Source organism: Undibacterium sp. Tian12W (genome assembly GCF_049339405.1).
Classification (GTDB): domain Bacteria; phylum Pseudomonadota; class Gammaproteobacteria; order Burkholderiales; family Burkholderiaceae_D; genus Undibacterium.
Window position 1 is genome coordinate 143,155 of the sequence record NZ_JBMPPK010000010.1, and the last position, 18,109, is coordinate 161,263.

General features: G+C 51.9%; 18 protein-coding genes. 7 read left to right on the forward strand and 11 right to left on the reverse strand.

All coding sequences use genetic code 11. From position 1 onward, the window contains the following. Window position 1: 1 nt before the first annotated feature. Window positions 2-904, reverse strand: a complete 903-nt coding sequence (locus tag ACO0LI_RS14285; protein ID WP_423033103.1) for a DMT family transporter — start codon at window positions 902-904, stop codon at window positions 2-4. A 390-nt stretch (window positions 905-1,294) separates the two neighbouring features. Between ACO0LI_RS14285 and ACO0LI_RS14290 the strand changes: the two genes are divergently transcribed. The 7 genes from ACO0LI_RS14290 (at window position 1,295) to ACO0LI_RS14320 (ending at window position 6,236) form a co-directional block, all read left to right on the forward strand. Continuing rightward, window positions 1,295-2,293, forward strand: a complete 999-nt coding sequence (locus ACO0LI_RS14290) for a hypothetical protein (RefSeq protein ID WP_423033104.1) — start codon at window positions 1,295-1,297, stop codon at window positions 2,291-2,293. Between the two features lie 55 nt (window positions 2,294-2,348). Beyond that, a complete protein-coding gene (kdsA, locus tag ACO0LI_RS14295; protein WP_110256067.1) occupies window positions 2,349-3,194 on the forward strand; it encodes a 3-deoxy-8-phosphooctulonate synthase in 846 nt (281 codons plus the stop codon). 63 nt (window positions 3,195-3,257) lie between these two features. Further along, window positions 3,258-3,623, forward strand: coding sequence for an energy transducer TonB (locus ACO0LI_RS14300; protein ID WP_423033105.1), 366 nt, complete (start codon window positions 3,258-3,260; stop codon window positions 3,621-3,623). Window positions 3,624-3,647: 24 nt separating this feature from the next. Further along, window positions 3,648-3,947, forward strand: a complete 300-nt coding sequence (locus ACO0LI_RS14305) for a hypothetical protein (RefSeq protein ID WP_423033106.1) — start codon at window positions 3,648-3,650, stop codon at window positions 3,945-3,947. Between the two features lie 53 nt (window positions 3,948-4,000). Next, complete coding sequence (locus tag ACO0LI_RS14310; protein WP_423033107.1) at window positions 4,001-4,429, forward strand: hypothetical protein; 429 nt, start codon at window positions 4,001-4,003, stop codon at window positions 4,427-4,429. 33 nt (window positions 4,430-4,462) lie between these two features. Continuing rightward, a complete protein-coding gene (locus tag ACO0LI_RS14315) occupies window positions 4,463-4,909 on the forward strand; it encodes a hypothetical protein (protein ID WP_423033108.1) in 447 nt (148 codons plus the stop codon). Window positions 4,910-5,243: 334 nt separating this feature from the next. Then, window positions 5,244-6,236 (forward strand): proline dehydrogenase family protein, encoded by a 993-nt coding sequence (locus ACO0LI_RS14320; RefSeq protein ID WP_423033109.1) that lies wholly within the window; start codon window positions 5,244-5,246, stop codon window positions 6,234-6,236. A 21-nt stretch (window positions 6,237-6,257) separates the two neighbouring features. Here the strand turns inward: ACO0LI_RS14320 and ACO0LI_RS14325 are convergent, their stop codons facing one another. The 10 genes from ACO0LI_RS14325 to ACO0LI_RS14370 form a co-directional block, all read right to left on the reverse strand. Further along, a complete protein-coding gene (locus ACO0LI_RS14325) occupies window positions 6,258-7,085 on the reverse strand; it encodes a helix-turn-helix domain-containing protein (RefSeq protein WP_423033111.1) in 828 nt (275 codons plus the stop codon). 280 nt (window positions 7,086-7,365) lie between these two features. Beyond that, window positions 7,366-8,361, reverse strand: coding sequence for a lipopolysaccharide heptosyltransferase I (gene waaC / locus ACO0LI_RS14330; RefSeq protein WP_423033113.1), 996 nt, complete (start codon window positions 8,359-8,361; stop codon window positions 7,366-7,368). 172 nt (window positions 8,362-8,533) lie between these two features. After that, on the reverse strand, window positions 8,534-9,910 hold the full coding sequence (locus tag ACO0LI_RS14335) for a phosphomannomutase/phosphoglucomutase (protein ID WP_423033115.1): 1,377 nt from the start codon (window positions 9,908-9,910) through the stop codon (window positions 8,534-8,536). A 25-nt stretch (window positions 9,911-9,935) separates the two neighbouring features. Further along, on the reverse strand, window positions 9,936-11,864 hold the full coding sequence (locus ACO0LI_RS14340) for a polysaccharide biosynthesis protein (protein ID WP_423033293.1): 1,929 nt from the start codon (window positions 11,862-11,864) through the stop codon (window positions 9,936-9,938). 18 nt (window positions 11,865-11,882) lie between these two features. Next, window positions 11,883-12,443: a sugar transferase gene (locus ACO0LI_RS14345; RefSeq protein WP_423033295.1), complete on the reverse strand. Its 561-nt coding sequence runs from the start codon at window positions 12,441-12,443 to the stop codon at window positions 11,883-11,885. A gap of 8 nt (window positions 12,444-12,451) precedes the next feature. Continuing rightward, a complete protein-coding gene (locus ACO0LI_RS14350) occupies window positions 12,452-13,408 on the reverse strand; it encodes a UDP-glucose 4-epimerase family protein (protein ID WP_423033117.1) in 957 nt (318 codons plus the stop codon). A 3-nt stretch (window positions 13,409-13,411) separates the two neighbouring features. Then, window positions 13,412-14,203, reverse strand: coding sequence for a hypothetical protein (locus ACO0LI_RS14355; RefSeq protein ID WP_423033119.1), 792 nt, complete (start codon window positions 14,201-14,203; stop codon window positions 13,412-13,414). Window positions 14,204-14,218: 15 nt separating this feature from the next. Beyond that, the gene (locus tag ACO0LI_RS14360; RefSeq protein ID WP_423033121.1) at window positions 14,219-15,643 is read right to left on the reverse strand and encodes a hypothetical protein; all 1,425 of its coding nucleotides are present in this window, start codon (window positions 15,641-15,643) and stop codon (window positions 14,219-14,221) included. Then, the gene (locus ACO0LI_RS14365; protein ID WP_423033123.1) at window positions 15,630-16,877 is read right to left on the reverse strand and encodes an O-antigen translocase; all 1,248 of its coding nucleotides are present in this window, start codon (window positions 16,875-16,877) and stop codon (window positions 15,630-15,632) included. The genes ACO0LI_RS14360 and ACO0LI_RS14365 overlap by 14 nt, the downstream gene beginning before the upstream one ends. Continuing rightward, window positions 16,877-18,013 carry a DegT/DnrJ/EryC1/StrS family aminotransferase gene (locus ACO0LI_RS14370; RefSeq protein ID WP_423033125.1) on the reverse strand — a complete coding sequence of 379 codons (1,137 nt, stop codon included), beginning with the start codon at window positions 18,011-18,013 and terminating at the stop codon, window positions 16,877-16,879. Before ACO0LI_RS14370 ends, ACO0LI_RS14365 begins: the two co-directional genes overlap by 1 nt. Window positions 18,014-18,109: the final 96 nt, after the last annotated feature.

The window sequence follows — 18,109 nt, forward strand, 5'->3', positions numbered from 1 at the left end:
TTTATGTCCGACGGAAATTCACCAATACAATACCACCACAGACCAGTACTGCACCCAGCGCAAAGCGCGGGCTAATGGGATCGTGCATAAGAATGACACCAGCGGCCACGCCGAACAAGGGTGTCAGGAAAGAAAAGACAGAAAGACGCGAAGCCAGGTAACGCCGCATCAACCAGAACCAGGTCAGGTAACTGGCAAAGGCAATCACCACCGTCTGGAAAACCAGGCTGACGATGCTGGTCATATTCCATTGCGTGGGCAGGCTTTCACCACGCATCATGACAAATGCCAGCAAGATCGCCGCACCCACCGCCAACTGGTAAAACAACGTGGTCGTTGGTTCTGCCTCAGACAGGCTGGATTTGCGTATGGTAATCGTCGTCGCTGCCCACAACACGGCTGCCGCCACGCCAAAGCTGTCACCAATGAGCATGTCAGCCACATCACGCTGGCTACTGCTGAAGGCACCAGAAAAGGCAATGGCTACGCCTGCAAAGGCAGACAGGATACCCAGCCACTGTGTCGATTGCAAACGCTCAGCCGGTATCAGCCAGTGCAGGCCCAGCACGGTAAAAATAGGGGCCGTATATAAGAACACCGACATATGCGAAGCCGTGGTGTATTTCAAACCCAGCGATATGCATAAAAATTCAACAGCGAACAAAACACCCGCCGCAATACCAGGTAGGAGATGTTTGTCACGCAAAGAAAATGGAATCTTTTTGATAAGTATCAGCAACAACACCAACACCGCAGCCAGCCCTGACCGCAAACCCAACTGCATAGTGGCACCGATAACAGGCGCCGCCAATTTAACCGCCACCTGCTGCAAACCCCAGCACAGGCACAGCACCAGCATGAGGGAAATGGCAAAACCATCAAGATTTTTACGATGAGCAGACATCAAGCTTGGGAGTGTGGGCGAAGAGGTGGGAATATACCTGAAAACGGTGTGCAGGGGTTATGTCTTGCTGGGGCTTAATACACAGCAAAAGGTGTGTGTTTTTATCAACAAGGGATGCAATCATTGTAAATTTTGTAATTATTTTCCTCTAATGCAAGTTCTTTGACGTTGCAGGCAGGGTAATTTGATACCGCAAAACTCTAAAATCGTCGCTCCTGCGCAGGCAGGAGCCCAGCGGCGTTCATCGCCAAGCATGTTGCTTGAAAATTTAGTAAAGCTGAACAAGGCACTTTGCACTTCTACAAAACCACCTCCATAAAATGATATCCTATGCCTCTTAAACAACATGCAAGGACATGTTGAGCCCTCCACCATCATGGACATGAATAGATGAGCACAGACCTCTTTTGGCAAGCACTGGCAAATGCACAGCCACAATTACAGCAAATGGAAATCCGCGATGTCATGGAAGCCATCAATGCATTGCTGGAACCCCATTTCCCCAAGCTGGCTGCTGAATTGCAAGGCAAGACTGAAGATGGCGTCTATGACCTCATCATCACGGCGCATGGCGCAACGGAGCATTTTCAGGATGTCATGACGTTGACGCAGACAGCGCCCAAACTGACCATGTTCAGCAACGTAACGGCCTTCCGGGCGCGCACAGAAATGGGTGAGTTTGGCATGTCCATGGATAATTTCAGTCTCAGCCCTGCCGATGTGCTGGTTGGCCATTATGCCGACGCAGGCAGGGTGGGTTTGCAATTATGGTTTGCCAAACCCATACCGCAAGATATGGTCGATCATGCGAGACACATGTCCTTCATCCTGCTGGACCATGCCATCGGTGAATATGATTTCGCCATCAAGATAGGCCCGGTAGAATTCATGGAGGACGAACCCGGACAAGACACGGTCAGCCTGGCTGCCTTCCCGGCTGTGCTTGATCATTTCTGGCGCGATGAGCTTGGACATACGGCCCTGTTCCCGAGCGGTGACAATGAATGGACAGGTTTTGAGCTCGTCAGCAATACCGACCCCGACGACAAATTGCTGGTACAACGCAATGAGTCCGCCATGGCCCTGGTTGGCAGGGCAGACATGCTGTGGCGCGTGCAGGTTGATGTGGTACTGGACAATAAAGATGATCTTGAAGCCGCTCGCGAATTTGAAGACCAGCTCGAAACCCTGCTCGCACAAACCCAGGAAGGCGTCACCAGCCAGATCACCCTGCACGGCAATGTGCGCAGCATGAACTGGCATGTCAGCGATGTAGAAACCGCTCTGGTCAAGGCGCATAAACTCGCAAAAAACTTTGCCCCGCTGGAGTTTGATATCAGCAGCGAATTTGATCCGCAGTGGCAAGACTATTTGCGCTGGGTGTCGTGAATAAATATCGCCTGATTGCAAACCAAACAAACTATTTTTAAGAATTGGAATCATCTTGACTACCGTAGCCATCACCCCACAAATTCAAGCCAGCAATCAAAGCCCCTTCGTCCTGTTCGGCGGCATGAATGTGCTGGAATCCAAAGACATGGCCTTGCGCGTTGCAGAAGAATACGTACGTGTCACCAGCAAGCTGGGCATCCCCTATGTCTTCAAGGCCAGCTTTGACAAGGCCAACCGTTCTTCCATCCATTCTTACCGTGGTCCTGGCCTGGAAGAAGGCTTGAAGATATTTGAGGCCATCAAGGCAGAATTTGGCGTACCCCTGATCACCGACGTGCATGAGCCATGGCAAGCTGCGCAAGTGGCTGAAGTCGTCGATGTCTTGCAACTGCCAGCCTTTCTGGCACGCCAGACTGACCTCGTCGTGGCACTCGCCAAAACCGGCCGCGTCATCAACATCAAGAAGCCGCAATTTCTGAGCCCTTCCCAAGTACAGAACATCGTCGAAAAATTCAGGGAAGCAGGCAATGACCAACTGATACTCTGCGACCGTGGCACCTGCTTTGGCTACGACAACCTGGTGGTCGATATGCTCGGCTTTGCTGTCATGAAAAAAGTGACGAACAACCTGCCTGTCATCTTCGACGTTACCCATGCCCTGCAACAACGCGAAGCTGGCGCAGCAGCCTCAGGTGGCCGCCGTGAACAGATCGTCGAACTGGCACGTGCTGGCATGGCAACTGGCCTGGCTGGCCTGTTCCTTGAAGCTCATCCTGATCCAGCGCAAGCCAAATGTGATGGCCCCAGCGCCCTGCCGCTGGATAAGCTGGAGCCTTTCCTGGCGCAATTGAAATCGCTGGATGATTTGGTGAAGTCGTTTGCCAAGCTGGAGATTTGATCTCAAAGTCAATTTAAGGACTCTGTTGGCCTTGCATGGTCTTGATCTGATACTTTTAAAAAAATGCTCAACAATAAAATCTCTGCTTTCTGTTTCGTTTTACTGACACTGTTCAATGTACATTATGGAATAGCAAATGCCCAGCCGCAGGCTGAATCAAAGGCGGACACGAGCAATGAAAAATCTGGTCAGGTTCAGGGAGCTGCTCCAGAAAAAGCTTCTTTACTTGATCGTTGCAGAACACCTGAATATTCTCGAGGCATAGCGCTCTCCGGGATAGATGGTAAAACGGTAGTTGACATTGGTATAAGTACTACCGGACATGTGGTGATGGCTGAAGTAGCCCGTAGCAGCGGCTGGCGGATTTTGGATGAAGCTGTATTGATTGCTCTGAGGGCGTGCAAGATTTATGAAACCCCTGGCGAATGAAAAAATCGTATCAGACTAAAGTACATGTGGGTTCTTGAAGATCAACCTGATAAAAGACCAGAAGTGCTGGTTGATACTTGCATCAAATCCGAGTTGGTTAGTTTTGCAAAAGACGATGAACCTGGACGTGGCATCGTGATAGGCGTTCGCCTGAATGTGGATGGCACTATAGATAAAACCAATTTTGAATGGTCAATTGCCCCCAAATTAGACGAAGAGAGTATGAGGCTCGTCAACTCTTGCAAATTCACGCCAGGCATGAATAACAAAAGAAACCGCTCATCATATATTTCTTTGCGCCTCTTGCCCCTGCGTTCAAATTAAATGTCCGGCATCATTGGCGAGTGTATTTTCCGGTAAAGATGTTTAAAACAAGCATGTTCACAGACCTCGATCATCTTTACCGCTTCCCCACCCGAGTTGCCATGGACGCACTGGCAATACGCTTCAATCTGCCCAATGAAAAAAATATGCAGGATTGGGAATATGAAGTTGCTGATGCGAGCAGGATAGATGAATTTCTTGTTGCCTATGATAGTGGCGAGTTGAGCGAAGATGAAAAATTCACGCTCATGGCTATGCTAGTGCAATCATCTTGCGACGCCATAGATAGAAATGAGAATTTTCTGCGTAGCGAGAACTGGACGCAGTTTCTGGACTTGCTTGAGCAAGACATTGGCATACATATCCATCTTGTCTGGTATTGGTCATGTACTGATACCGTGGATTTGAGCGACGCATGGTCGATTACTCCATTTATCCGGCCCATTCTTTTACGGCATCAAGGCAGATTTGTGAAAAATTAAAATGTCTGAATACAGCATAGGCAAGTGACATAGATGAGTATTCAGCAAGCATGTTTAAATGAGATACGTAAGATTTGGCTTGAAGCCGAAGAAAACATGCGCCCATACTCAGTCTGGATAGCTGAGCACAGTCCTGTCTCAAAAGATTGCGCGCACGCTGATACACAGGTTTGTCACGCATGGTTGATGGATCACGATGGGATAGCAAAACGGTCAGCATCTGATTATGTCCGGTTCAGGACAGTGCAGTCTGGTGTGCATTGGAATAGTCTGACAATCCCCGCTTTGCCATCTGCAATATTTAACGACAGGCCATTCCGCATTCACTCCATAGGTTTGGCTTCTTTTGCACCAGTAAGTGAATCGGAATTGATTTACCTGGATTTTATTTGGGGTGGCACATTTGGACGTGGTGCACATTACCAATTCGACGAAGAGAAACAATGGATTGTTTGTGTGAAAAATGTCTGGATATCTTGAGTGAGACATTCACGTACATATTTATCTTGTCTTGTATTGCTCATGTACAGACCTTGACGATTCGAGTGAGGTCTGGTCGATCACCTCATTTATCCGGCCCATCCTTTTTGCGACATCAGGAGAAATTCTCTACTATTTTTTCGCCTATTTGAGTTTAGCGCTAACTGTACGCAGGCACTACCTGCGTACTTCCATCGGCAGGGCAAATGGATCGCTGACTTGTTCCCCCGAGAGCACCTGAGCTTTGAGGTGGGTAAAGGGCAGTTTTCTTCAATACTTTGGCGAAGTATCCCGCCACCATTGACTCCTTTCCATTTTTCGATCGGAGTTGAACATGACAGTATCAAGTTTGCCAAAATTTCCAGCGGCATGGCAACCACTGGTTGCGCAGGCGGCGAATGAACTTCGCCAATTGGCACTGGATGAAGAAGCCAAGGCGCGGTTTTGTTACGATCCAATCTTACGCCCCTATATGCAACGCGTGGCCAAGCGCTATGTCGCTGGCGAGACAATTCCGGATGTGCTGCGGCGCATAGAACAAATCAATGCAAGAGGTCATGCCGGATCGGCTGAATACATGGGAGAGAGTTGCCGGGACGAAGGCAAGGCGCTGGCAGAAACAGCCATATTTCTTGAATTGATTGCAGCTATCGATAGGCAGAACTTGCGCTGTTCGATTTCCCTGGACCTGTCGCACGTGGGATCAGTGATCGATGCGGAACTTGGTTTTCAAAATGTGAAACGCATCGCTACAGCCGCAGCAGCGGTGGGGCGCGAGGTCATGATTTCGATGGAGGGATCGGATCGTGCTGATAATATCTATGCCACCTATGGCCGCTTGCATACAGAGGCGGGCCTGAGCAATGTTGGCATTACCGTGCCCGCCAAGTTGCACCGCAGCGCGCAGGATCTTCCTGCTTTGATGGCCTATCCAGGGCGGATACGCCTGGTCAAGGGCGCATTTCTGGAGCCTGAGAATATTGCTTACAGCCGCAATAGCCCTGAACTGGCAGCCTGGTATCGACGCTACGCAAAAGCCTTGCTCGCGAGCGGCCATCTATGTTCGATAGCGACCCATGATGGTCAAATTCAAGAGGAATTATCTACCTTTATCTCAAGCGACGATGTACGGCATGGTCGCTATGAATTTGAATCCCTGATCGGTTTTGGCACTGATTTGCTTGATAGCTTGCAGAAGCAGGGTTTCCCGACACGGGAATATGCGGTGTTTGGCGAAGAGTATTTTCTTTATGTACTCAACCGTATTGCAGAGGAACCTGTGCGGCTCTATCAGGCCGTGATCGACGTCATGGACGCATCATCATAATTTGCTTATGAAGGTATGAGTCTATCCACGACCCCGATACTGACCTGGTGTGGCTGCCAGATGCTGTTTAAAAGCGCGCTGGAAATGCGCCTGATCCGAGAATCCAATGTCGATGGCAATGTCGGCTATGGCGTGGCCGCGTCTGAGTTGGGCGCGGCCCTGTTGAATGCGGTGATTGATCAGATAGGCATGAGGCGTCATGCCAAATTGATGCTTGAATGCGCGTATTAGATAGGCTGGCGACAATTCTGCTGCGGCGCAGATTTCTTCAAGCTTAAGGCTACGCTTGAAGTTTTCCTTGATGAATTCCGCCGCGCGCATGAGCTTCACGTTGGCGTCCTTGTTGCTGGTGGATGCAGGATCAAGCCGGTTTTGCAGCATTGAGAAAAAATCGATGACAGCGCCATGCTTTTGCAATTGATCCGCATGTTCATCCGCTAATATCGCGCATAGGGTGGTTAATTCCACAAACAGAAAATTGGTCGATATAGTTGAAAATGGCCTGAAGTCAGAATTGATACTAAAACCAAGTTCGTGCTGAAGCGCCGCCAACCATGCATGATCGACATACAACATGTGATAAGACCATGGCTCATCAACAACGGGATTGCAGGCGTGCATCTCTTCAGGGTTGATAATAACAACCGTCCCGGCACCTACCTGCTCTTTCATTTTGCCGTTCAGGTAGGTACTCTTTCCGCCGGTGATTGCGCCAATGGAAAAGCTCTCATGCGAATGCTTCGCATAGCCTATGCTGCGCGCTCCCTTAATAGAGCGCATCTCGACAAAAGGCAGTTTTTCGTCATGCCAGAAATTGGGTGAAGCGCTGTGGCTGGAAGGGGATGCCATGGTTCGCGGTATATTGACTATTGACAGGCGGGGTTTTATTTTACCGTATCTGGCATTTTCCTGAGGTCTTGGTGAGTGCAAGAAAAGGGAGTCGCTGCTGGGCTACCTCTGGCCTGCCTGAATGACTTACGAAGATATTTGAAAATTTAATGTGTAAATTTGTACGGGCATGAAGTAAATACTTTCTGTGACGTGCTACGAACGCCGCTGGATTCCAGCTAAAGGCACGCTGGAATGACGTTAATAAGTAGAAGGGTTATTCTTAACCGCCAGGCCATTGCTATGCACCAGTTGTTCTCATTAGTGTGAAAATCGCCCCGCGAACCTCGTCAACTGTCGCAGGCTCCTCACTATCCCCAAGATTAATAATCTTGTCCGACCAGTTACCCTCAGTTTTCCAGCGTGGTGACGCGCAATAGATTTCTATGGTCGGGGTTTCGTAAGCTGCGGCGATATGCGTCAGGCCGGTATCGACACCGATGGCAAGGCGTGCTTTTTGCGCCAGCAGGGTTGCGGCTTGCATGGATAATGCAGGCAAGACGGTTGCATTAGGCATGACGGCTGCCATGGCTTCTGCTTCGGCTTTTTCTGTAGCACTGCCCCACGGCAGCAGTATCGGCAATTCGTAGTTTTTTAATTCTGCGGCAATCGCCTGCCAATTTTCTTGTGGCCATTTCTTGGCTGCGCCGGCGGTGCCGTGAAAGAACACTGCATACGGCGTGGTTGGCAACCATGCATGCTGGTCAGCGGGTATATCGGGTGCCTGCAAGCCAAAGCTGGCGGGTGTGTTGACGGTATAGCCGCCAGCAGCGGCAGCAACCAGGCGTCCGCGCAGGACGGCGTGGGTGCGCTTATCTACCGGTACGCTGATGTCGTGGAAGATTTTGGAAATGCCTTCATAGCCTGAGCCCTCGGTACCATTTGCCAGACCTACTTTCTTGCCGCCTTTGACGGTTTTTGCCAGGCCCATGATGATGCCGGTTTTGAGCAAGCCCTGGGTATCAAGTACCAGGTCATATTGTTCTTGCCGTAATTGGCGAAAGAAATTTTTTATTTCCTGCCGTGTCGCCGCCTGCCCGAGGCTCTTGCGCCAGCGGCGCAGGGCGAAGGGGAAGACCTGGTCGACACCAGGATTGAGTCGCACCAGTTGCACATAGGCTTCTTCCACCACCCAGTCTATACGCGCCTGCGGAAACTGGCGACGCAAGTCATCCACGATGGGCATATTATGCAAAACATCGCCCAGCGACGAGACACGGACAAGAAGTATTTTCACTTGGATAGTAAGACCGAAAATCTCACCACAGAGACACAGAGTCACAGAGAAAAGCAAGAGAAAATCTTTTGGACTGAAAGTGTTTGTTAAGCACTCTTCACGTCTTTAGGTTTTCTCTGTGCCCCCTCTGTGTCTCCGTGCCTCTGTGGTGAGCTTGCAGGTTTAAATAGAATTAATATGGCAAGACAGCATCTGGCTTAACAGCCAGCACAGCCTGCTTCATTGCACCCTGTATGCGTGCCAGCGCTTCGGGGTTTTCGGCTTCGAAGCGCATGACGATGACGGGTGTAGTGTTGGATGAACGGGCCAGGCCGAAGCCGTCTGGGTATTCAACGCGCAGGCCATCGATGGTGATGATTTCATCGGAACCAGGGAAGCTGGCATTGGCCTGCATGGCAGCGATGATCTTGAAGTTCTCGCCTTCGGCCAGTTGTAATTGCAGTTCTGGTGTTGAAGTTGATTGTGGCAAGTTGTTCAGTGTGGCTGTCATGTCGGCTACGCGGCTGACGAGTTCCAGCAGACGGGCGCCAGCATACAGGCCATCATCAAAACCATACCAGCGGTCTTTGAAGAAAACATGGCCGCTCATTTCACCACCGAGAGGTGAACCGGTTTCGCGCAGCTTGGCCTTGACCAGGGAATGGCCGGTTTTCCACATCAGCGGGACACCGCCACGTGCTTTTACCCAGGGGGCGATATGACGCGTGCATTTAACGTCATACAAGATCTGCGCGCCGGGGTTGCGTGTCAATACGTCTTCGGCAAACAGCATGAGCTGGCGGTCAGGGTAAATGATCTGGCCATCCTTGGTAACGACACCAAGACGGTCGCCGTCGCCATCAAATGCCAGGCCTATTTCTGCATCCGTGGTTTGCAGGCAGCGTATCAGGTCTTGCAGGTTTTCTGGGTGGGCCGGATCAGGATGGTGGTTGGGGAAAGTGCCATCGACTTCGCAAAACAGTTCGATGACTTCGCAGCCCATGCCGCGATACAGTTCGCCAGCAAAAGCACCAGCCACGCCATTGCCGCAATCGACGGCAATTTTCAGTGGGCGGGCAACTTTGACGTCACCGATAATGCGCTCAAGATAAGTCGCCTTGATATCATGCGTGCGGTAGTTGCCGCTGCCTTGTTTGAAATCCTTGTTCAATATAGTTTGGTACAGCGCCTGTATGGCATCGCCATAAATCGCTTCGCCAGCCAGCACCATTTTGAAACCATTGTAATCAGGCGGGTTGTGGCTGCCGGTGACCATGATGCCGGATGTCGCACCCAGTACATTGGTACCAAAATACACCATGGGGGTGACAACTACACCGAGGTCGATGACATCAACGCCAGTCGATTGCAAACCCTTGGCCAGCGCCGTGATAAGGTCGGGGCCGGACAAGCGGCCATCGCGGCCTATGACCACGGCTTTTTCACCTTTGGCGATGGCGGCGCTGCCAAAGGCCTGGCCTATCAGGTGGGCAACTTCGGCATCCAGGGTTTTATCGATGATGCCGCGAATATCGTAGGCTTTGAATATGCTGGGGGAGAGTAGGGACATGATTATTTTTCTATAGTAAAAAGATTCAGTGGAGCAGCCCGGTGGCCGTCTGGTCTTTGGGGCCAGTTTGCTGGGCTTGCCAGATCAGGTCTTCAATACCGCATTGTGGTTCATATTCTGCCACTATTTGCAGCAGCAGGGCACGGATTTGCTCATAATCAAAGGCGGTGCAGGCAGTTTGCAGGTTTTGCAACAGGGCATTGAGTTGATCCCATGGCAACTCGCTCTCCTGGGCGCGCATGATCAGCGGGTGGGAAGTGCCTTCAACATTGTCGCCTATCAGCAATTCTTCATACAGTTTTTCACCGGGGCGCAGGCCTACATGCTGGATTTCTATGGTCCCGTCTGGCGTGTTTTCGCTTTTCACTTCGAGACCGCTCAGATGCACCATGCGGCGTGCGAGGTCGATGATACGCACCGGTTCGCCCATGTCGAGCACAAACACATCACCGCCTTCACCCATGGCACCGGCCTGCAAGACCAGTTGCGCAGCCTCGGGGATGGTCATGAAATAGCGGGTGATCTCTGGATGAGTCAAAGTGATGGGGCCACCTGCCATGATCTGCTTGCGGAACAAGGGGACGACAGAACCGGATGAGCCCAGCACATTGCCAAAGCGCACCATGCAAAAACGGGTATGTTGCTGGCGGCGTGAGCAGGCTTGCAAGATCAGTTCGGCCAGACGCTTGGTGGCGCCCATGACATTGGTCGGGCGCACTGCCTTGTCGGTAGAAATCAACACAAAATTCTTGACCTTTGCCGCCATCGCTGCCTGCGCGACGGACAGTGTACCAAACACATTATTGCGTATGCCTTCTGCCGGGTTATGCTCGACCAGCGGCACATGCTTGTAGGCAGCAGCGTGGTACAGGGTCTCAACTTCACAGGTGGTGAAGATGCGGTCAAGCTTGGCGCTGTCGAGTATGGAACCGAGGAAGGGTAATATCTCCACATCAAGCTTCAGTTGCTGGCGCAGGCCAGTCAGTTCCTGCTCTATGGCGTACAGGGCGTATTCCGACATTTCCAGCAAGACCAGTTTGGCCGGGCGCTGGCGCAAGATCTGGCGGCATAATTCAGAACCTATCGAGCCACCGGCACCCGTCACCATGACACGCTTGCCAGTGATGCAGATACTCAGCAGGCGGGTATCGGGTTCTACCTGGTCGCGGCCCAGCAAGTCTTCTATCTCTACTTCGCGTATATCCTGCAAGCGCAATTCGCCATTCACCAGGCTTTGTATTGATGGCGTGACCTTGATCTTCAGTTTCAGCGATTCGAGCTGGTCAAGTATCTGCTTTTGTCTGGTCTTGCTGATGCTGGGCATGGCCAGCAGGATTTCGCGTATATCGTGGCGTTCAGCCAGGTCCTTCAACAATTCAGGTGCAAATACCTTGACGCCACCTATGGTAGAACCCTGTATCGATTTATTGTCGTCGATGAAGGCATTGCAGACATATTCACCACCGGCACGCAGGGCAGTGGCCAGTTGTGCACCAGCCTTGCCCGCCCCATAGATGGCAATGCGGGTGGCGTTCTCGGCCATGTCGGCCTGCAACAGCCAGGCCCTGGCCAGGAAGCGGCTGGCCCCCACATACAGGATGGAACCTGCCCAGAAAAAACCAAACACCGCACGCGACAAAGGCGTGATATGCAGCATCACCGCCACAAAGGCCATGAACAACACTGACAGGGTGACACCAAAGACCACCACGCTGATGATTTTTTGATCGATGAAGCGGATCACGGCACGGTACAAACCTATGCGTATGAATACCGGTATGGCGATCAGGGAAGAAGAAACGATGAGCCAGAAGTAATGATTGAACAGGCTGGCATTAAAGGTTTCATAACGCAGCCAGATCGCCAGGATAAACATCAGCGGCAGGCATACGGCGTCAGCCAGGGCGGCTATCAACTGTTTTTGCAGGCGGGGCAGATTGAGTACGGATTGCATCATGATAGCGCAGCCTTATTAATGTGTAACACCATCACGACGCACCACCTTGTAAAAGGTCAGGAACAAGATGCGGATATCCAGCATGAAGGACTGATGCTGCAGGTAATAAGCATCGAGATCTACTTTGACAGGAATAGGTAATTCATCCCTGCCGTTGATCTGTGCCCAACCCGTCAGGCCAGGCGGGATAGTGTGCACTTGCTTTTCAGTGCGCAGGGCAATCAGGTCATGCTGGTTGAACAGCGCAGGGCGTGGGCCGACAAAACTCATGTCGCCACGCAGTATGCTCCACAATTGCGGCAATTCATCGAGGCTGGATTTGCGCAGGAAAGAACCGATGGGCGTCAGGTATTGATCAGGATTGGCGAGCAAATGTGTGGCAACCGCCGGTGTGTCGATGAGCATGCTGCGGAACTTGGGCATCTTGAAAATGGCATTATTACGCCCGACCCGGTCTGACCAGTAAACCATGGGGCCGCGTGAAGTCAGCTTGACGCAGATGGCAACGATGATCAATGGCAGGATCAAAAACAGGCTGGCGGTCAGGGCAAGGACGAGATCGAAAAGGCGCTTCAACATATTTTTCATTCAACGGGTATGGCTGCGGCTGTAGCCTGCAAGCCTTGTTCTACAGTATAGGGCGGCGACCAGGCCAGCAGCTTTCTGGTTTTGCTGATATCGACTTGCAATGACTGGCACAAACGGTCAGCCACATTTTTCTTGCCCAGCATGCTGGCTGCGATTGTCAGCAAAGCGGCAGGGAACGGTAATAACTTCGACTTGACTTGCAAGGCCTGCGCGCACAGGCGCAATAATTCTGTCGTCGATAAATCCCTGCCATCGGATGCCAGGAAAACCTGGTTGCGCGCCGCTTCGTTCAAACGGCAATGCAGGACAAGATCAACCAGATTGCCAAGATACACAAAGCTGCGCTGGTTGCGTATGCTGCCCAAGGGCAAAGGCAGGCTACGGCGCACCATGCGCAGCATGCTCAGGAAATTAGCCTTGACGCCCGGCCCATACACCAGTGGCGGACGTATGATGGTGACAGCCATGCCCGTTGTCTGTGCCAGTTGCAGCAAGGCCTGCTCTGCCTCCATTTTGGATATGCCATACGCATCTTGCGGCAAGGGTTGGTCATCAGCGGTATATGGATGACCTGGCAAGGTCGCTTCGCCATTCACCTTGACTGAACTCAGGTAAATAAATTGCCTGACGCCCGCCGCTGCTGCCTGACGCGCCAGTTGCAGGCTGGCATCGACATTCACAGCACGGAACTGCGCGAGAGGGTCGCTGGCTGTCTCTTGCATTACATGTACCCGCGCTGCGCTATGGATGACGATATCCACGCCTTGCAAATGGGCAGACCAGTCAGTGTCAGCCTTCATGTCGCTGACAATGGGATTGCGCATGCCTGCAGCCTGCCAGGCCAGGGGACGGCGGCTGGGGCAAATCAGGGCAACATCCTGAGTCAGGCAGGCGCGGGCAAGAGCCTGGCCGACAAAGCCGCTGGCACCGGTCAACAAGATTTGCTGCTTCATACCTTATTTGGCAGCAGGCAAATTCGACCGCCTGTCATAGACAAAATAGCGGCGCGACAAAAATTTGAGGAAGCTGCGGAAAAACCAGCTCGCATGGCGTGATACCAGGTTGCGGTTTTTGTGGGCGGCAGTGTGGGTGGCATCAAGTTGCGGATAAAAACGTATACCCTTGCCCAGCAATTGCTTGGAGCGGTAACAGATATCCACATCTTCAAAATACATAAAATAGCGGGTATCAAAACCTTGCAGGGCCTGATAGTGCAGTGCATCAAAAGCCAGGAAGGCACCAGAAGCCCAATCGACATGGCAGGTTTCTGTCATGGTTTTCTTGTCATAGGGCTCGGACAGGGAACGCACTGCCACCATGCGCAATAAAGAAATCACATTCGGGAAGCGGCGTACATTCGCATCCACATACAGGTGCTGGTCATCGCGGTAGAGATTGATGGTCGCCACCGGAAATGCATCACGCCGCATGTTCTCTACCAGCGTGAAGATAGTGTCAGCAGTGATGGTGATGTCAGGATTCATGACGATAAAACTGTCACCTTCAGCAAAACCTATGCTGCTGCTGATCAGGTCAAACAGGTAATTATTGTTTTCACCAAAACCGAGGCCAGGTTTATCATCTACGTAAGAAACGCCATGTTGCAGGCAATAGGCTTTCAACTCCGGCGAAGGCTGATTATCCTTGATCCATACATGCATGCCTTCAGCGGCATCGCGCAGGCCACCCATGCCGCTTGCAATAAGCAGGTTTTCATGGCCGTGACTGACGATTGCGACATGTATCATAAATTAGCTGCAGCACTAAGTCTGGTGACCAGGCTGCCGACTTTGTATCCAATACTTTAAAAATAATACGCCCAGTTTCCAGTCAGGGAAATTATGGATGGGCGGCGTGAACAATTTCCTTGTGTACCAGATTTTCTCATAGAAATCACAGTTTATAGGTGCCGGATTTAACCATGGCGGCTGTTTTTCTTGCGCATTCGCTGTTTCTGCCATACTGATGCGGCGTGCAACCTGTTCTATGCCGTGCGCTTGCCTGATTTCTTGCAGTATGACAGCCTGGTCTAAGCCGGGGCGTTGCTGCTTTTGTTGCAGATAATAATCCATATCATCCAGCAAGGTATCCTGACTGCCTGATTTGAGCTGGTCTGCTGGGGAATAGCCGTGCGCGCCTGTCAATATGCCAAAGCAGGGCAGGCCCTTGACTGCCATTTCCGGGAAGGCCGTGCCACCGGTCAGCGGAAAACTATCGACATACACACTGGCATCGCGCATACAGGCCAGATAATCCTGATATGCCATGCGCTTGTGGAAAATCGCCTGCTCGCCCATCTGCCGCGCAGGCTTCCACCACCACCAGTTGGTTTTCAGGTTGGGGCCTATCAACATCAGTTTGCGTCCCGTCCTGGCTTGTAGTTGCACTGCAAAATCAGGGAAGGAATACGCACCGCCCGGTTTATATTTATAGGCTGATCCTGCGCTGGCAATATGGCCGGTGGCATTTTCCAGCCGTTCGGTGGTGGTATCCGGCAATTTTAAGGGGATGCCTGCAAACACGCATTTCTCATGTGTGCCGCGCAGCTTGCTGAGTTCCCAGCCAAAATAACTGAGCTCGAGCACTACATCTGCGATGCCGTGACCGTAAGAAAATACATGGTCTGCATGGTTGTACATATAAATGCGGGTGCCGCACAATTGCCTGGCTAATCCTGCCGCGATGACAGCATCGACGTCATAAGGGTGGATATGCAGCACAAGGATTTTGTATTGTGCAAATTGATTCAGCAAGGCCTGTATCTTTTCTTGCCTGTCGCTGTACCTGGGCAGGCAGATGCAGGGATGGCCGGGTGTACTCAGTTTTTCCCAGGTAGCAGGCGGTGCTTTTTCTGTTACCAGTACCGCAGAATCCTGCAAAGCCTGGCTGGCGATCAGGTGTTCAACGACGCGGGTATGGCCGCTGGCGGTATAAGCCTGGCTCAATACATGCAGATAAGTTGCCTGGATGTCTGTTTGTGCCGGCGCTGTGAATAAATGCTGGTAGCGTTGCAGTAAAGTCTGTTCCAGTTCAACCAAGGCATACTGGCCCAGATTGTTTTTCCATAGCAGCTCGCCCAGCGCGCGGGCGCGCCGTATGCAGCTATCGAGCTCTCCAGCCGCGAGTACACGGGCGATGCATGCCTGTATAAAACTGGCGAGCTTGGGTGGGCGTTCAGCGGTAGGCATATTTTTTCAAAATCCAGGCGATACATGCCCAATACAATACATAGTTAATGCAAAAAGCAATCACCGCACCCTGCAGGCCAAAGGTCGGGGTCAGCAGATAAGTCAGGATAACCAGCGACAGGCTGAAGACGATCTCGGTAATCACATAAGGTGTGGTCAGCGCCCGGCCCAGCATGACAAAGCCCAGCACCCAGCTACCTATCTTGATAAAGTCCCCCACCAGTTGCCAGGCCAATAGCTGCAACATGGGGCGAAATTCTTCAGTGAACACTAGCCACAGCATGAGGTCACGCAAGAGATAGACCATGACTGCACCCAGCGCTGTCAAAGGCAGAACGAAGCGATATACCCGGGCGATTTCTTTTTTCAGTTCTGCCGCGACCTTGATTTCTGCCAGGCGCGGCAGGTAATACACCGTCAGCGTGGTAGTGATCAGCATCAGGTAGATATCACTGATGCGTGTCACCGCCTGCCAGTAACCAGCATCTTGCCAGCCAAAGTCTTGCACCAGATGATTGCGTATCAGCATCTGGCTCAACGGCACGACTGTGGCAGTGACGATGGCCATCAGAGCATATGCACCGAGTTTGCGCAGCATGCCCTTATCTGTTTTTGCAAACAGCATGCTAAAGCTGAACCACTTGCTGCGCAGGCAGAGCACGAGTGTGATGATGGCGACGAAAGACTGGTTCACGGCCAGCGCGACCAGTGCACCATACAGGCCCCAGACGCTGGCCAGCAACCAGGTTGCCAGCAGGGTGACTATGCTGGTCGCGATATTCGCGCCTACATAGGCGGCGACTGCTTTCTTGCCATTCAAAATCGCTAGCAAGAGTGTATTCAAGACAAACAGCACCAGGCTGGCAGCCAGCCATAAAAACACACTGCCATACTGCGCATCTTTTAACAGCAATACCGCCAGTTGCTGGTGAAATACCGCAATGACGACAGACGCCGTCAGCGAGCAATAAATAGAGATACGCGCGGCGCTGGCCCATACTCTTTGCTGGGCAGCGGCATCGTCGCCATGTTCAGCAGTGTGTTTGGTCACGCCTGTGGAAATCGCACCACTGGCAAATGACAAGATCATGGTCACAGCATTCTGGAACTGGCCTATGACGGCATAGCCGCCTGGCCCTACATACACTGCCAGCAGTTTGTTCAGACCCAGCATGGTCAGCATCCTGACCATGACAGCAATTGCATTTAACAGGCTGGTACGTACCAGTGTCATTATCTGGTAACTGAGGTAGCCGAGTCAGCTTGCAGGGCGAATTCGCGTACAGCGGCGATGACGCGGCTGGCATCTTCAGATGCCAGATACGGGTCCAGCGGCAGGCTCAGGATTTCGCGGTGTACCAGCTCTGACAGCGGGAAGCTGCCTGCAGGCAAATTCAGTTCAGCATAAGCTGCCTGCAGATGTGGCGGAATAGGGTAGTGCACCAGCGTGCCTATGCCTGCCTGCTGCAAGTGTTTTTGCAGAGCATCGCGTTGCGCATGACGTACCGGGTAAACATGCCAGGCCGGTTCAGACCACTCGGGCACAAAAGGTATCACCAGACCAGGCAAGTCTTTCAAGCCTTCCTGATATTGCTGTGCCAGTGCACGGCGCTGTACATTCCAGCCATCGAGCCTGCCGAGCTTGACGCGCAGCAGGGCTGCCTGCAATTCATCAAGACGCGAGTTATAGCCTTTGACTTCATTATGGTATTTGATTTGCGAACCATAGTTGCGCAAGACCCTGAGCTTGTGCGCGAGCTCTGCATCGTTCGTGGTCACCGCACCGGCGTCACCGAGTGCACCGAGGTTTTTACCTGGGTAAAAACTATGGCCGGCCGCATCACCTATGCTGCCCGAAATACGACCCTTGTAGGTCGCGCCATGAGACTGTGCCGCATCTTCTATGACCTTCAAACCATGCTGGCGGGCGATGGCGATAATCGGGTCCATATCCACCAACTGACCATACAGATGCACGACCATGATGGCCTTGGTGCGCGGCGTGATGGCCGCAGCAATTTTTTGCGGATCGATATTATAGGTGGGCAGATCAGGCTCGACTGCCACTGGCGTCGCACCCGCATACGACACCGCCAGCCAGCTGGCGATATAAGTATTCGAAGGTACGATGACTTCATCACCTTCGCCTATGCCATAGGCACGCAAGATCAGGTGCAGCGCATCCATGCCATTGCCAACACCCACGCAATACTGGCTGCCGCAGTACGCAGCATATTCAGCTTCAAAGGCTTCCAGCTGTTTGCCCTGGATGAACCAGCCGCTATCCAATACTTCATTAAAAGCCTGATTCAACTCTGCTCGCAAATCCTGATGCTGAGGCTTGAGTTCCAGATAAGGTATAGGTTTCATATTATCCATTCGTTCAAAAGAATGGAGACACAGAGAGTTTGCATTGATTTTCTCTCATGTTTTTCTCTGTGGCTCTGTGTCTCTGTGTTGAGAGGT

Bases quoted from the DNA above. Each gene is read 5' to 3' on its own strand.
- ACO0LI_RS14285 (WP_423033103.1), bottom strand. From the start codon at position 904: ATGTCTGCTCATCGTAAAAATCTTGATGGTTTTGCCATTTCCCTCATG.
- ACO0LI_RS14290 (WP_423033104.1), top strand. From the start codon at position 1,295: ATGAGCACAGACCTCTTTTGGCAAGCACTGGCAAATGCACAGCCACAA.
- ACO0LI_RS14300 (WP_423033105.1), top strand. From the start codon at position 3,258: ATGCTCAACAATAAAATCTCTGCTTTCTGTTTCGTTTTACTGACACTG.
- ACO0LI_RS14305 (WP_423033106.1), top strand. From the start codon at position 3,648: ATGTGGGTTCTTGAAGATCAACCTGATAAAAGACCAGAAGTGCTGGTT.
- ACO0LI_RS14310 (WP_423033107.1), top strand. From the start codon at position 4,001: ATGTTCACAGACCTCGATCATCTTTACCGCTTCCCCACCCGAGTTGCC.
- ACO0LI_RS14315 (WP_423033108.1), top strand. From the start codon at position 4,463: ATGAGTATTCAGCAAGCATGTTTAAATGAGATACGTAAGATTTGGCTT.
- ACO0LI_RS14320 (WP_423033109.1), top strand. From the start codon at position 5,244: ATGACAGTATCAAGTTTGCCAAAATTTCCAGCGGCATGGCAACCACTG.
- ACO0LI_RS14325 (WP_423033111.1), bottom strand. From the start codon at position 7,085: ATGGCATCCCCTTCCAGCCACAGCGCTTCACCCAATTTCTGGCATGAC.
- ACO0LI_RS14335 (WP_423033115.1), bottom strand. From the start codon at position 9,910: ATGTCCCTACTCTCCCCCAGCATATTCAAAGCCTACGATATTCGCGGC.
- ACO0LI_RS14340 (WP_423033293.1), bottom strand. From the start codon at position 11,864: ATGCAATCCGTACTCAATCTGCCCCGCCTGCAAAAACAGTTGATAGCC.
- ACO0LI_RS14350 (WP_423033117.1), bottom strand. From the start codon at position 13,408: ATGAAGCAGCAAATCTTGTTGACCGGTGCCAGCGGCTTTGTCGGCCAG.
- ACO0LI_RS14355 (WP_423033119.1), bottom strand. From the start codon at position 14,203: ATGATACATGTCGCAATCGTCAGTCACGGCCATGAAAACCTGCTTATT.
- ACO0LI_RS14360 (WP_423033121.1), bottom strand. From the start codon at position 15,643: ATGCCTACCGCTGAACGCCCACCCAAGCTCGCCAGTTTTATACAGGCA.
- ACO0LI_RS14365 (WP_423033123.1), bottom strand. From the start codon at position 16,877: ATGACACTGGTACGTACCAGCCTGTTAAATGCAATTGCTGTCATGGTC.
- ACO0LI_RS14370 (WP_423033125.1), bottom strand. From the start codon at position 18,013: ATGAAACCTATACCTTATCTGGAACTCAAGCCTCAGCATCAGGATTTG.